Origin of the sequence: Enterococcus sp. AZ048 (genome assembly GCF_051715125.1) — a bacterium.
GTDB classification, from domain to species: domain Bacteria; phylum Bacillota; class Bacilli; order Lactobacillales; family Enterococcaceae; genus Enterococcus_A; species Enterococcus_A gilvus.
In genome coordinates this window covers 811809-826824 of sequence record NZ_JBIOTD010000001.1, presented here as the reverse complement: position 1 = coordinate 826824, position 15016 = coordinate 811809, and the positions used below count along the sequence as shown (strand labels likewise).

Here is a 15016-nt window from a genome sequence, read left to right as displayed (position 1 = left end):
GCGAATTCTTGTATCAACCAGCAAAAGTCGTTATCATAGTGAATAAGAGAAAAAAAGAATCAGGAGGGTTTCTTATGAAGAAGCATATAAATGTTACCGGACGTGTTCAGGGCGTGGGCTTCCGCTATACCACCTATCAGCTTGCGCTTGAGATCGGCTTGACCGGTACGGTGAAAAATGAAGAGGACGGCAGTGTGACGATCGAAGCTGTTGGAACAGAGGATCAGATGGCTCAGTTTTTAGAGAAGCTGGAGCACCCGCAAAATCCTTTTGCAAAAGTGTCCCATATCAGCCAATCGGAAGACCCTGGGATCAAGGACTACGATCAATTTCGGGTGGTCTATTAAAAAAATGACAAGGTTCCCTGATTTCCTCGAATTTCATTGAAAAGGCTTGAGTTATCTAGTATAGTATTTCCTGTATAAATTTTTATTAGCAGAGGAAGAAATAAATGACAAAATTTAAAAATTGGCTCTTGGGCTCCGGCCTCTTGGGCGTTCTTTTACTATTATCAGGCTGTGTTAAATCAAATAGTGATGGTACCCCAGATACATCAGGTCTTGTCTATCGAATGCTCGTTGTGCCATTGGAGAACTTTCTTAATTGGATGGTTCAAAACTTCAACTGGTCTTACGGATTAGCGATCATTGTATTAACGATCATCGTCCGCTTGATCATCTTGCCTTTGGGAATCAATCAATCCAAGAAATCATTGGTCCAATCGGAAAAAATGCAATCGATCAAACCACAGGTCGACGCAGCTCAAGCAAAAGTAAAACAAGCAACGACGCAAGAAGAACAAATGGAAGCACAGCGTGAAATGCAAGCTGTTTACAAGGAAAACAATGTCAGCATGATGGGCGGCATGGGCTGTCTGCCGCTGCTGATCCAAATGCCGATCTTCTCCGCGTTGTATTACACGGCACGTTTTTCTCAAGGTATCCAACATTCGACCTTCTTAGGGATCGACTTGGCAAAACCAAGTATCGCTCTCGTGGTCGTCGTAGGGATCGCCTACTTGCTCCAAGGCTACATCTCACTGATCGGTGTGCCGGAAGAACAAAAGAAAACGATGCGCAGCATGATGATCGCTTCACCATTGATGATCGTCTTCATGTCCTTCACCTCACCTGCTGGGGTGGCATTGTACTGGGTAGTCGGCGGTATCTTCAGTTGTATCCAAACCTTCATCACCAATGTCTTGATGCGTCCTCGTATCAAAGCGAAGATCCAAGAAGATTTGAAGAAGAACCCACCGAAACAAGTAGTAATGAAGCCAATCAAAAAGGCTGAGCCCGTACAACAAAAACAAGTGTCACAGCCTAAGAACAAAAATAAAAACAAAAACGCCAACGGACGCAACTCCGGGAAGCAACAACGTAAATAACCGATAAAAAGAGTGTCCTCATCATCACAGCCTAGACTGGATGATGAGGACACTCTTTTTTGTTCCTTATAGCTGATTGAAATGGCTCTCGATTTCTAGCGAAAGACCGATAGCTTTTTCGACCTATTTATCTAAGGATATCGATCAAATCTTTCTTCGCTGCTTCAGAGGCGGGCATCACTGAGAATACCAAACCGATTCCGCTTGAAACGCCGACTGCTAAACAAACTGTGAACAAATCAACGGATACCGAGATATCCATGACATTTCCGATCGCATAGGCCACGATCATCCCTAGAAGATAGCCGATGATCCCGCCGACAAGTGTCAAGGTCATGCCTTCCAGCAAGAATTGCAGGCGGATCGCGCCACGCGTTGCCCCTAATGCCCGACGTATCCCGATTTCTTTTGTTCGCTCAGAAACGGAGATATACATCATATTCATGACACCGACCCCTGCGATGAAAAGAGAGATCCCTGCTACCGCGCTGATGAAGAGTGTGATACTGCTTAAAACTTCACTGATCCCATCTGTCATCATCGCCATATTAGACACTTGGTATTCCCCTTGCTGACGCATCGCTCCGGCGTCTTGCAGTTTTTTGATGGCTTTGTCAGCGACTTTGTTCAACTGACTGCCGTCTGCTAATGTCAGGACGACCGAGCTTGTGTAGCGTTCATTCCCAAAGAAATGGACGTAGGTTTGTCGAGGGATCTGGATTTTCGTAGACCCCATGGAGAACATCGTCTCTTCCATCCCAGATGGAAATACCCCCACGATGGTGAAAACTTGATTGTCTAACGTAAAGCCGCGTCCGACCGCGCTTTTTGCTGTACCGAACAGGTCTTTTGCCAGCGACGAATCGATGGTCACGACTTTGCTTTGTGTCTGGTTGTCATACATGGAGATGCTGCGTCCATGGCTGACTGCTTTGCCTTTTTTCGAGACCACGCCGACACGGTAATTTTTCTTCTTATCCTTTACTTGAACGTCTTTATAAATATAGGACAAATCGTTCTTTGGATAGTTGACCGACTCCACGCCATCGATCGTTCTTAATATACTGAAGTCAGAATCTTGGATCATATCGATGTTGGAAGAATACAAGGCATCGTTGCTGGGGGCAAAATCAATCGTGACCTCCAGCTTGTCTGAGTCACTCGCAGTCAGACTCTCGATCGTGTCACGCTCAAACCCACGGCCAATCGACAGAATCGCGATCACCGCAGCGATCCCGATCACGATACCGAACATCGTCAGTGCGCTTCGTTTTTTGTTCTTAAAGATCGAGCCTAAGGAAGAACGCCAATTGACATAGAATTTCATTCGTCATTCACCGCCCTGTCCTCTGTGATCGCGCCGTCCCTGATCTTGACTAATCGTGTGCAATAGGGAACGACCTCTGGATCATGGGTCACTAGAAAAATCGTGACTTTGTCTTGGCGATTCAGTTCTTGGAATAGCTCCATGATCTCGTTGGAGGTATGGGTATCAAGCGCCCCCGTTGGTTCATCCGCGATAATGAACTTTGGCTGATTGATCAGCGCTCGTGCGATGGCCACACGTTGCTGCTGCCCACCGGATAGCTGTCTTGGACGTTTTTCTGCCTTGTCCGCGAGACCGACTTTTTCTAAGACTGTCATGACTTTTTTCTTTGTTTGATGGAAGCCGTAGCCGTTATAAAGAAGCGGCAATTCAACATTTTCATAGACTGTATAATTCTCGATCAGGCTGAAATTTTGAAAAACGAAGCCGACGATCTGATTCCGCGTTTTAGACAAACGGTCATCGGTGGTCGTGATCAGGTTTTCATCTTCAAATAAATATTGCCCCTCAAACTTCGTATCGATAAATCCTAAAAGGTTGATCAATGTGGATTTTCCTGAACCGGAAGGACCCATGATCGCGATCATCTCCCCAGCATCGGCCTTCAGATTGATGTCTTTCAGCACGTGCAAAGATTCCTCGTCGTTGCGGTAGTACTTGTTGATGTCTTTGAGTTCGATCATCTAATCCACCGCCAATTCCTGACCATCTCGCAAGGATTTATCAGGATTTGAAATGATGCGGTCGCCTTCTTTTAGTCCATCCTTCAAGAGATAGTAATCGCCTTTGTCCTCGACTTGAACCGTCACTTCCCGAACTTTTCCTTTGCGGTAGGCAAACACATAATGGGTGTCCCCTGTTTTTCTGACCGCCTTTTTCGGCACACGGATCTCGTTTAGCGGCATCACGACTTGAACATTGTAACCATATTGCAGTGTTTCTGTCGGTTTGACAATAAAGCTGTAATTCGAAACCGAGCTTGTTGTTCCCCCACCTGCGCCGGCTGCTTGTCCTGCGGCTTCACTGGCCCGATCCGGCAGCTTGTTGATGTGTGTGATCGTCCCTGCAATTTCTTGGTTTGTCGTGATTGGCTTGATCGTTACAGGGGCATCTTGTTTCACTTGCGGATAATCGTATTCGGACGCCTTCGCTTCGACCGTCACTTCATTGCTGACGACTTTCACGACTGGGACGGATGCTTCATTTTTCCCTTTTTCGTCAATATAAGCGGTGCCGCTCGTGGCGCTGGCGATCGTAGAGCTGACCTTTCCTCGGATCGTATTGACACTTTGCGACGCTGCGTTTAACTCCGCGTTGGCGCTGTTTAGTGCTTGGCGCGCTTGGACGACACCATCACTCGCCGCATCCAGGCTGCTTTCGTATTGGGCCTTTTCCTGTTTGTATTGCTCTTTATTGGCTGCGCCTTCTTCGCTGTTGCCATTGGTGTTGTTGTAGTTAGCGGTGGCTTCGTTCACTTTCTGCTGCTCTTTGGCTTGCTTGTCTTGCGCGATCGTCAGCATTTCCTGTGCATTCGCCACGGCTAGGTACAATTTATTTAAATTGGTGCTCTGTTCATCTGCCTGCTCTTGATATTGGGTATTTGTATAGCTGAGCAGTGTCGTTCCCTCTGTGACTTCTTGCCCATCCTGAACATTGATCTCAGAGATTTTGCCTAACGTTTGATCCAAATAATAATCCTGCGTATGGGTCGCTTCCACGATCCCATTGAAGGTCAGCGGATCAGATTTTTTTAAGGTGATCGTTTTGAATTGATTCTCTTCTACTTTCGTGCCGCGTGTTTGTGAATAGACGAAGATCCCGATAAAAAGGACCAACGCCAACACACCAGCTAAAATACTCCAACGGACTCTTTGCTTTTTCGTCATTTTTTTCTTTCTCATGCGCTACTCCTCGGGTTCTGCTTTAAATAAATGGACGATCACCAGTAATGCAGGCAATAAGAAGATCACCTGAAATACCGTCATAACGATCGTCATGATCGTATTGATATTCGTTCCTTCGATCTGCATCGTTGGCTGCGTGATCAATGATAGGGCCAGGCTCAGAAGGCTCCAACCGATCGAAACATAATAGGGCACTTTTGAAGGTGCGATCTCGTCGCTTAATTTTTTGTTGGCTTTAAAATAGAAGACGAGTAAAACAATCGACACGACCAATGACAGTACCGAGACGGCTTTTGTCAGCGGGCTGTTCATGTAATCCAACATCTGTCTCCCATAGTCTCCTAACATTTCATAATCTTTTGCATTCGGATTCAAGACTTTCGGCAACCCCATCACCCCAGTTGCTACCGAAAGGATTCCTAAAATAATTACTACTGTGTTCCACGTTTTTGCTTTTTTCAAATGCTTTTCCATTTAACCACTCCCATTCCACTTTTATTCATTCATTCATGAAATTGTCCATCCCCTAAGCAAAACATTTCACAAATTAATACCCATTATACTATTAAGTAACAGTCATTTTAAAGATTGATCTTGAAAAAGGCATTTTTTGTCCCAAACGTATAAGAATTGTTCCTAATAATTACATAAATATCAGTGTCATTAAAAAGAAAATACAAAGGAGACTCAATAGAATCACGATGGGAAGCAGGCGCTGCTTCTTACTGGTTAACCCGTAGCGCGTGCTTCGAAGCCTGTAGCTGAGCCCAATGATCGCACAATCAAATAAGAAGCTATCAACATGGACTGGGTCGTTGCTGATCAATCCGCCTGTAAGATACCTTCCTGGTGAAAGGATACTCACTATTTCTACAGGTACAGTGAATGACAACACAAGCTGGACAAGATGCACCACAAGAATGACCCCCATACTAATAGCGAACGCGTCCACCACTGTCCGTCGTTCCAGCTCGTCATAGCGATAAAACCGCAGAATGATTCGTATCAATGAAAACAATCCGATGAAGGAATACAAGGTGATTCCCCAAAAAATCAGTGTAAAAATACCATAAATAATCATGTTGCCCCTCCTTCAGTTAGATACCGTTTTTTTGTAGCTTCACGTATTTTTGGCGCGGGTACGCCTCCGCAACTTCAAGTAAAGATATCTTTACTAAATTGTACCTGTCCTTCTCGTTAAAGTAAAGATATCTTTACACAAAAAACGTTCTCCCATTGGAAGAGAGAACGTAGGAGGATTTAATTTATTTTTTTCCAAATAAAAAAATCCTTCTACCGATAGCGATCAGCAGAAAGACTTTTATCCTAATAACCCGTACGGGATTTGAACCCGTGCCTCCGCGCTGAGAACGCGGCGTCTTGACCCCTTGACTAACGGGTTAATTTATCAACAGAAAAAAGTATACTGCTAAATGCTTTTTTTAGAAAGTATTTACACTTGCTTTTCGCAAAGAATTCAATATGTGCTTATTTATCCATTTATGTTGTTTATATGCTTATTACGTGTATAATAGACTGTGTATTCACGTCGTATTTTTTTAGGTTATCGAGAAAAGAACGGACGCATGAAAAGACAATCAAAGACTTTTTTTATAGAAAATGAAGGCACCACTAGGAGGACTTATGAACTTATCACAAAGGCAAGAGAAAATCATTGAGATCGTGAAACGCGATCAACCCTTGAGTGGCGAGAAAATCGCTGAACACTTAGGAATCTCACATGCTACTTTACGGACTGACCTTTCCTTCTTAACAATGGCAGGCATTTTAGAGGCGAGCCCAAAGGTCGGCTATACCTACACAGGTGTGGGGATCGAGCAGTTTTTGTTCGATAAAATCTTTTCCGTCAAGGTCGAAGAGATTATGTTGTCCCCGCTGTTAACACCTCAGGACACGTCGATCCATGACGCGATCACCAATATGTTCATGTATGATGTTGGTTCGATCTATGTGACTGATAAAGAACAGCATCTCGTCGGTCTTTTGTCCCGCAAAGATTTATTGCGTGCGTCTTTAAACAGCAATCTGCAAAACACCCCCGTTGCGGTGGTCATGACGCGTGCGCCGCATCTGCAAACGTGTACGAAGGATTATACGATCTTGGAAGCTGGCGCTGTTTTGCTAGATTACCAAGTCGACTCTCTTCCTGTAGTTAGTGAAGACGATCCGAAAAAAGTGATTGGCAAAATTACGAAGTCTCGGATTTTTAATTATATTATGCAACAAGCCAAACAAACGGAAACCAATCGATAGGAGCGAAAAAAATGAAAAGAAGTGTACCATTATACATGATCTCTGATTCAGTCGGTGAGACCTCGCTGAAGTTAGTAAACGCCGCAGCAGCCCAATTTCCTTCAGTAGAATTTGATTTGTCGTATCGTTTTCCTTTTACGAAGGATGAAGACGAGTTAAAAAGCATTTTAGGGGATGCTCTAAAGGACGGCGCAGTCGTGATCACGACTCTGGTCAGCGACAATCTGACGAAGATCGTCACGGACTTTAGCGAACGAACAGGGCTTCAATGTATTAATTTAATGAATCCTTTCATGGAGATCGTTTATCAAAAAACGGGTGTGGCTCCTTTGCAGCAGGCAGGTGTCGTCCATAAATTGAATCAGGAATATTTTGACCGTGTCGCTGCGATCGAATTTGCGGTGAAGTATGATGACGGCAAAGATGCGAAAGGTTTTTTAGAGGCGGATCTTGTATTGCTTGGGATCTCTCGCACGTCGAAAACACCGTTAAGTATGTATCTTGCGAATAATCGCTTGAAGGTAGCAAACTTGCCGCTGATCCCTGAAGTCCCCTTGCCCGAACAAATCAAAGCAGTTCCAAAGGAGAAGATCGTTGGTCTGCTGATCGAACCAGAAGTTCAGAAAAAAATCCGTATGAGTCGGTTGAATTCCCTCGGCTTGGCTGAGAATTCTCGCTATTCAGATATCAATCGTATCAAAGAGGAAGTCGATTATGCCATGCGCGTTTACGATGAGTTGGGTGCCTTCACGTTAGATGTCACCAACAAATCGATCGAAGAATCTGCGACATTGATCTGCGAGTATTTAGACAATAATTTATAAGAACTATCCCTTCCCCGCATCGCAGACGTGTCTAAAGAAGTCCCTCGGTGACTTCTCTGCCTGCGTGGATTTTTTGAAGTTTATGCTGAAAAACGTTCTTACTATGGATAAGGAGCACATTTATGCTATCGACCCGCGAAAAGTATTATCAAATGTTGGAAAAAGAATTTCGCACCAGAGAGGCGGTCATGACCGAGTTGATCAACTTAGAAGCTATCATGCACTTGCCTAAAGGAACCGAACTTTACATTAGTGATATTCATGGGGAGTTCACCGCCTTCGACCATATTTTGCGGACAGGCGCAGGGAACATCAAAGAAAAGATCAGCCTGCTTTTTGGTGATCGGCTGACGGAGCACGAGAAGGACAAGCTGACGATCTTAGTCGCCTATCCAAAGGAAGCGCTGGCAGATCAGGCGTTTTATGCCTACCGTGACCGCTCATGGTATCGCAAAAAGATTCGCCAATTATTGGAGCTGCTGGCCTTTTGTTCAACAAAGTATACGCGCTCGAAAGTTCGGAAAGCGCTGCCCAAGCAATACGCCTATATCATTGAAGAATTGATGTATACTGATACGAATTATTCAGACAAGGCTGCCTACTTCGATCAAATTCTGGCGCACCTCCTCGACTTGGATCAAGGCAGACCGTTTATTGTCGCATTGTGTCAGAGTATCCAACGCTTAGTGGTGGACCACCTGCACGTCGTCGGCGATATCTATGACCGCGGACCGGAAGCAGACAAGGTGATGGACAGGCTTTGCCAGCACCCTTCCGTCGATATCCAGTGGGGCAACCATGACATTCTCTGGATCGGCGCTTACGCCGGGTCTCGTGCCTGCCTCATGACCTTATTAAGAATCGCCGCCCGCTACAATTATCTCTATGAGATCGAACAAGCCTATGCGCTGAACCTGCGTCCGCTCTTCATGCACGCAGAAGAACATTACGACAAAAATCCGATCTTCACACCAAAAGAGAAAAACAGCAGTGAGAGCTATTCGATCGAAAGCTTAGACAGTTTGGAAAAGGTTCATCAAGCGTTGTCGATCCTTCAATTTAAGCTGGAGGGGCAGTTGATCAAGCGTCACCCTGATTTTAAAATGGAAGACCGGTTATTGCTGGAGAAGATCGATTACGACAACGAAACGATCTCGCTTGATGGCAAAAGCTATCCGCTGCAGGGAAGCTGCTTCCAAACGTTGCAAAAGGATGTCCACGCACTGACGGAGCAGGAAGAATACGTCGTTGATACCTTACTGACCTCCTTCCAGCAATCGTCGAAGATGCAGGAACACATCCAACTGCTCCTGAACAAAGGCTCCATGTACCGCGTCTACAACCAGCACCTGCTCTTTCATGGCTGTCTGCCCTTGAAAAAAGACGGCAGCTTTTTGCCGCTGACTGTAGAAGGGACTGATTACGGCGGGAAGGACCTGCTGAATTTCTTTGAAGAACACATCCGCTCAGGCTGTCAAAGTCAGGAAAAGGACAGTTCTTCCGCGGATTGGATCTGGTATTGCTGGACTGGAAAGATCTCCCCGCAATTTGGAAAGAGCGCCATGACGACCTTTGAACGCTATTTTATTGCAGACAAGGCGACGCATAAGGAAATCAAAAACCCTTATTATCACTATCGGGATACGAAAGAAACGTGTCAGATGATCTTGGAGGAGTTTGCGCTGTATTCTCCTAATTCGCGGATCATCAACGGGCATACCCCTGTCAAGGTCCAAGATGGCGAATCTCCGATCAAGGGCGAGGGTATGCTGTTCGTCATCGACGGCGGGCTCTCAAAGGCGTATCAAAAGACGACCGGCATCGCAGGCTACTCCCTGCTGAATAATTCCTATGGCTTTCAGCTTGTGACCCATGATCCCTTTGAATCTGTCGAAAACCTCTTAGAAAAACAAGCCGACGAAACCTCGTTGAAGCGTGTGATCGATAAAGACCTGAAGCGGCTTCTGATCAAGGATACGACCGTCGGGGACAGCCTCGAAGAACAGATCGAAAATCTAACTGGCTTGCTTCATTATCAAGACAAAAACAACAGCTAACTCGTTATGAAAGAAGCGTCTTTCTAACTGGCTGAAGCAGAAAGAAAAACACGGGTGTCATCGGTGATTGATGGCGCTCGTGTTTTTCTGTATAGTAGATGCGAGGTGAAAAAATGGTTTCTGCATATATCAATATATTTTTTATTTTTGTCTTGATGTTCATCGGCTACGTGCTGACATATAAGCAATGGTTCTCCAATCAAATTGGCGATGCCTTCTCAAAGCTGGTCTTACAGATCGCACTGCCCTGTAATATGTTCCTGACGATCACGAAGAATTTTTCTCGTTCTGAATTTCTTCACTTGGTCAGCGGAATGGTGATCCCGCTGCTGTCGATGCTGCTGACCTTTGGGCTCAGCTTTGCCTATCGACGGCTCTTCAAGATCTCCTCTGCCCGCAAAGGGATCTTCTCTACGATGTTTACCTGCTCCAACACGATCTTCATTGGACTGCCCATCAACTTGGCGATCTTTGGTGAAAAGGCGGTGCCTTATGTACTGCTGTACTATATTGTAAATACTACGATTTTTTGGACGCTGGGCATTTATTTCATCGCTCGCGACAATCCGCAGATCGAACAGGCGACAGTTAATTTTCATCTAGTGCCCATCCTGAAAAAAATCTTTTCTCCTGCCCTGCTTGGGTTTCTGATCGGGCTCGCGGCGGTCTTGATCAATACTACCGTACCGGCTTCTCTTGCCACGTTTTTAGGATATCTTGCGAATCTGACGACACCTTTATCCATGTTCGTGATCGGGATCATTGTCTATAACGTCGGGATCAAGAACCTTACCTTGAACAAAGACATCCTTGGTGTGCTCATCGGACGCTATGTGATCTCCCCCTTGGTCGTTTGGCTTTTAGGTCAATGGATCATCGTGCCGCCGCTGATGCTCTCGGTCTTCATCATACAATCTGCGATGCCTGTCCAAAATTCTGTACCGATCTTGGCACGCTCCTACGATGCCGATCAACCGTTTGCGGCATCTTCTCTCGGCTATTCCGTCTTGCTTTATCTGGCGTATATCCCGCTTTTGCTAAAATTGATCCTATAAAAATATCAGAAAGGAAAAATTATGATTGAGAGAATTGCCACACAGATTAAAGAAAACTGGAAAGTATATCTTAAAAAAATAGGAATATTTATTGTAGTTACTTTATTTGGTTTTTTTCTAAATAATAAGTGGGACCTAATAGTTAATAAAGATGATAGGCCCCTGTATTTACAGTTAAAATCTTTCGAAATTCTAGAACCTGAGCCAAAGTCTATCAAGGATGGCATATCTAAATATAATATTCCTATGGTTGTACCTGATAAAGATGATTTTGGAAAACTATACTTTTCTTACAATGGAGTAGCTAACATTCGACTGAAAAGAATAACTGGTATTATTGATAAAGCATACGTATATTATAACGAAACAGAAACAGATACGGATTCTGAAAATATAGTCAAGAAGGGATTTCATCCTATTAGCTTTGATGCAACCCCAAATATTTTTATGAATGACTATCTCTTTAGATTTAATGTTTCCTTTATAAGTGAAAATAATGATGTGATAAAAGATTTTTATATCTTAACTAAAGGGAAAAATGATGAAATTAGAGTTTATACATTGTTAATAAAGATGTTAAGCCGTTCAAGTATTGATACTAGAGCAGGTTATCAATTTGATAAGTCTCTAAACGAGTTAGTTCTGCCTTCCATAATGGGATTTTATTTAGGGTCTCCCGATGAATTACTATCTCTAAACAAAGTCACTTTATCAAATGACCTGGAAATAAACATTGATCCCGAAATGCTCATTCAGCGAGCTGCAACCTTAAAATCATATTATTCGAACTTATAATTATTGAACATAGAAAAAACCTTCGAGTATTCCACTCGAAGGTTTTCTATTATTTTGTAATGATCTTGTCGATGCTTGCTAGGGCATTTGCCATGCGAGCGATGATCGCTAATTGATTCAAGCGATTGTCGCGAACTTTTTCGTCCTCTACCATGATCATCGTGTCGTTGAAGTAACGTTCGATCACTGGACGCAGGTTCGTCAAGGTTTGATAGTTTTCCGCCATGCTTTGGTTTGCGAATTCATCTTCGGCTTCCTTCACCGCGTCATACAATTCCTTTTCACTCGCATTCTCGAATAACGTTTGATCCACTTTGAACGTGATAGCGGACATATCCGCTTTTTTCGCCAAATTGATGACACGTGTCAAGGCTTCCATCGCTTCTTTGAAATGGGCATCCGTCACATGCTGATCAAAGATTTGCGCTGTTTTGAAGATCTGTACGAGATCATCTTGGCGTGAATCCACGACAGCATCGATCACGTCATGACGAATGTTTTGGATCTGCAGACGTTGACGCAGGCGCCCCTTAAAGAAGTCGATAAATTCTTTTTGGTCACGATTGAAGTGAATCCCGTAATCCAAGACATCCTCGTTGATCGCGTCGACGATCGCTCCTTGCATATCTGTGAATGGGAAGGTCCAGCCTTGAGCTTCCACGATCCGCACGATGCCGTATGTTTGACGACGTAATGCGTAAGGGTCATTTGAGCCGCTTGGGATCATTCCTACAGCAAAGAAACCTAAGACGCTGTCGATCTTATCTGCAATCGCTAAAACAGCACCGATCGCAGTTTGTGGCAGTGCGCCTTCTGATGAGATAGGCAAATAATGCTCGCGAATCGCTGTGGCAACAGCCGGCTTTTCACCCTTCAGCAACGCATATTTCTCACCCATGATTCCCTGCAATTCTGGGAACTCACCGACCATATTGGTCACGAGGTCGAATTTGTAGATTTCTGAAGCACGTTTCAAGTCCGTCAATTCTTCCTCACTCAAGCCGATTCGTTTTCCGATGACTTGGCTGATCTGACCCACACGCTGCATTTTTTCGTACATGCTGCCGATTTTTTCATGGAAAGTAACATTCTTCAATTTTTCAACACAGGCTTCGATAGACAATTTTTTGTCCTCTTCAAAGAAGAACTCGCCATCCTCTAAACGAGCGGCTAATACTTTTTGGTTCCCTTTGATGACATTATCTAATTTCACGCTGTTTCCGTTACGAACAGAAATGAAATGCGGAAGCAGCATCCCAGCTTGGTTGCGCACTTCAAAGTACCGTTGGTGTTCTTTCATAGAAGTGACAAGTACTTCCTCCGGTATAGACAAGAAGCGTTCTTCGAAATCACCGACAAATGCCGTTGGGTATTCGACGAGGTTGGTCACTTCTTCTAACAAATCGGGATCAAGGGGGATCACCCATTTGTTTTTCTCAGCGATCGCTTCGATTTGTTCTACGATAAGCTGTTGACGCTTATGGGCATCCGCAAGCACAAATTGCTCTTCTAATTTGCCTTCGTATTCACTTGGATCAGACAATTCGACTTGGTCTCCCAAGAAACGGTGGCCTTCAGTGGTGCGTCCTGTTTTCACGTCTAGCAATTCAAAAGGAATCACTTCGTCGTCCAGCAGTGCCACGATCCAGTGAATCGGACGGATGTATTCAAACATTGTGTCGCCCCAATGCATCATCGTTGGGAAATTCATGCTCTTCACGACATCTAAAAGCCCAGTCAACACTTCTTTGCTTTCTTTTCCGTGGATATATTTTGTGACATAGACATATTCCACACCGTTCAATTCACGGAATGTGATGGCATCTGTCGTCAGTCCCTGGCCGCGGACAAAGCCTTGGGCCGCTTTACTCCAATTGCCCTCTGCATCCAATGCGATCTTCTTGGCTGGTCCCTTCACTTCTTCTTGAACATCGTCTTGACGATCAGGGATCTTTGTTACACGGATCGCTAAACGCCGAGGCGTGGAGAAGGTCTCGATCGCTTCAAAGGTCAGGTTGTTCTCTGACAAAAAGTTTGAGACTTTTTCTTCTAATTGTTTGATACTTGGCCAAACCACGTGGGCTGGCATTTCTTCTAAACCGATTTCTAATAGTAGATTTTTCGCCATCTTATTTGCCCTCCTGATTCAATAATGGGAAGCCTAGTTTTTCCCGTTCAGCTACGAAGATTTTCGCCACCGAGCGCGCCATATTACGGATACGGGCTAAGTAGCCGGCACGTTCCGTCACCGATACTGCGCCGCGAGCGTCTAGTAAGTTAAAGGTGTGGCTGCATTTTAAAATATAATCGTACGCGGGATGCACCAAATTCTCATCCAAACAACGTTTCGCTTCTTTTTCAAATTTTTCAAAGTTATCTAAAAGCATCGCTTGGTCGCTTTCTTCGAAGGAATATTTTGAATGTTCATATTCCGGCTGCTTAAAGATTTCCCCGTATTTCACGCCTGTGCTCCATTCCAAGTCATAAACACTGTCCACTTCTTGGATGTAAGACGCCAAGCGTTCCAATCCATAGGTCAATTCAGAAGTCACTGGATTCACTTGCAGGCCGCCAACTTGTTGGAAGTACGTAAATTGAGTGATTTCCATGCCGTCAAGCCAGACTTCCCAACCAACACCGGCACAGCCCATCGAAGGGTTTTCCCAGTTGTCTTCCACGAAACGAATGTCGTGCTCTAAAGGATCGATCCCTAATAAACGCAGGCTGTCTAAATACAGCTCTTGGATATTTTTTGGTGAAGGCTTCATGACAACTTGGAATTGATGGTGTTGATACAGCCGGTTTGGATTTTCTCCGTAACGACCATCCGCTGGACGACGTGAAGGCTCTACATAGGCAGCGCGCCATGGTTCAGGTCCGATCGCTCGTAAAAATGTATACGGGCTCATCGTTCCCGCACCCTTTTCTGTGTCGTAGGCTTGCATCAGCATACAGCCGTTGTCAGACCAAAACTTTTGTAACGTCAAAATCATTTCTTGCACGGTTAATTTACTCATTCTGTTTCCTCCTGTTTTATTATTGAAGTTTATTTATCTTTCGACTTGCAGAGCAGCTAGCTCTTATTAAGGAATTTATTTTTCAAAAAACAGAAAAATAAGTGCCATTTTCACTGCGCATACGATTCCACTAACCGTACCGAAAGTACGGAGTGGAACTCGCAGTCGACTCAAAAGCCTAATGAAAATAAATTTTTTGCAAAATTTACATTTATCGTCGTCGACATATCATCCAACTAAACAGCTTTTCAAGATATTCAAAATAAAGACCTTATTTAGCTTCTCCGCTAGAATAAACTGCGAAAAGTTGGACTGACAAAAAAAGTCCCTATGCCGAAATAATCGGCATAGGGACGTATCAACGCGGTTCCACCCT

14 protein-coding genes and 1 tRNA gene are annotated in these 15016 nt (G+C 44.4%); 7 read left to right on the top strand and 8 right to left on the bottom strand.

All coding sequences use genetic code 11. The annotated features are described in order from the left end of the window. Positions 1–74: 74 nt before the first annotated feature. Positions 75–347 (top strand): acylphosphatase, encoded by a 273-nt coding sequence (locus tag IGI66_RS04150; protein WP_086305560.1) that lies wholly within the window; start codon positions 75–77, stop codon positions 345–347. A 104-nt stretch (positions 348–451) separates the two neighbouring features. Beyond that, positions 452–1387, top strand: coding sequence for a membrane protein insertase YidC (yidC, locus tag IGI66_RS04145; RefSeq protein WP_438847702.1), 936 nt, complete (start codon positions 452–454; stop codon positions 1385–1387). Positions 1388–1514: 127 nt separating this feature from the next. Here the strand turns inward: yidC and IGI66_RS04140 are convergent, their stop codons facing one another. From IGI66_RS04140 to IGI66_RS04115, 6 genes are all read right to left on the bottom strand, one after another. Further along, entirely contained in the window at positions 1515–2714 is a 1200-nt protein-coding gene (locus tag IGI66_RS04140; protein ID WP_086305559.1) for an ABC transporter permease, read from the bottom strand. Beyond that, positions 2711–3397 (bottom strand): ABC transporter ATP-binding protein, encoded by a 687-nt coding sequence (locus IGI66_RS04135; RefSeq protein ID WP_114524026.1) that lies wholly within the window; start codon positions 3395–3397, stop codon positions 2711–2713. The genes IGI66_RS04140 and IGI66_RS04135 overlap by 4 nt, the downstream gene beginning before the upstream one ends. Then, positions 3398–4615: an efflux RND transporter periplasmic adaptor subunit gene (locus IGI66_RS04130; protein WP_438847699.1), complete on the bottom strand. Its 1218-nt coding sequence runs from the start codon at positions 4613–4615 to the stop codon at positions 3398–3400. It lies immediately after the preceding gene. 3 nt (positions 4616–4618) lie between these two features. Continuing rightward, positions 4619–5092, bottom strand: coding sequence for a hypothetical protein (locus tag IGI66_RS04125; RefSeq protein WP_114524024.1), 474 nt, complete (start codon positions 5090–5092; stop codon positions 4619–4621). 169 nt (positions 5093–5261) lie between these two features. Continuing rightward, positions 5262–5699, bottom strand: a complete 438-nt coding sequence (locus IGI66_RS04120; protein WP_301517066.1) for a hypothetical protein — start codon at positions 5697–5699, stop codon at positions 5262–5264. Between the two features lie 249 nt (positions 5700–5948). Beyond that, positions 5949–6020 (bottom strand) — tRNA-Glu (locus tag IGI66_RS04115). A gap of 242 nt (positions 6021–6262) precedes the next feature. Between IGI66_RS04115 and IGI66_RS04110 the strand changes: the two genes are divergently transcribed. The 5 genes from IGI66_RS04110 to IGI66_RS04090 all read left to right on the top strand — a co-directional run bounded on the left by IGI66_RS04110 (position 6263) and on the right by IGI66_RS04090 (position 11623). Then, positions 6263–6892, top strand: a complete 630-nt coding sequence (locus IGI66_RS04110; RefSeq protein WP_010781490.1) for a CBS domain-containing protein — start codon at positions 6263–6265, stop codon at positions 6890–6892. An 11-nt stretch (positions 6893–6903) separates the two neighbouring features. Further along, positions 6904–7716, top strand: coding sequence for a pyruvate, water dikinase regulatory protein (locus IGI66_RS04105; protein ID WP_316407950.1), 813 nt, complete (start codon positions 6904–6906; stop codon positions 7714–7716). A 122-nt stretch (positions 7717–7838) separates the two neighbouring features. Then, a complete protein-coding gene (locus IGI66_RS04100) occupies positions 7839–9773 on the top strand; it encodes a fructose-1,6-bisphosphatase (RefSeq protein WP_438847696.1) in 1935 nt (644 codons plus the stop codon). Between the two features lie 113 nt (positions 9774–9886). Beyond that, positions 9887–10828 carry an AEC family transporter gene (locus tag IGI66_RS04095; RefSeq protein ID WP_086305554.1) on the top strand — a complete coding sequence of 314 codons (942 nt, stop codon included), beginning with the start codon at positions 9887–9889 and terminating at the stop codon, positions 10826–10828. Positions 10829–10849: 21 nt separating this feature from the next. Continuing rightward, a complete protein-coding gene (locus tag IGI66_RS04090; RefSeq protein WP_438847694.1) occupies positions 10850–11623 on the top strand; it encodes a hypothetical protein in 774 nt (257 codons plus the stop codon). 49 nt (positions 11624–11672) lie between these two features. Here IGI66_RS04090 and glyS read toward each other — a convergent pair whose 3' ends face one another. After that, the gene (gene glyS / locus IGI66_RS04085) at positions 11673–13751 is read right to left on the bottom strand and encodes a glycine--tRNA ligase subunit beta (RefSeq protein ID WP_438847692.1); all 2079 of its coding nucleotides are present in this window, start codon (positions 13749–13751) and stop codon (positions 11673–11675) included. 1 nt (position 13752) lies between these two features. Further along, the gene (gene glyQ, locus IGI66_RS04080) at positions 13753–14640 is read right to left on the bottom strand and encodes a glycine--tRNA ligase subunit alpha (RefSeq protein WP_086305552.1); all 888 of its coding nucleotides are present in this window, start codon (positions 14638–14640) and stop codon (positions 13753–13755) included. Positions 14641–15016: the final 376 nt, after the last annotated feature.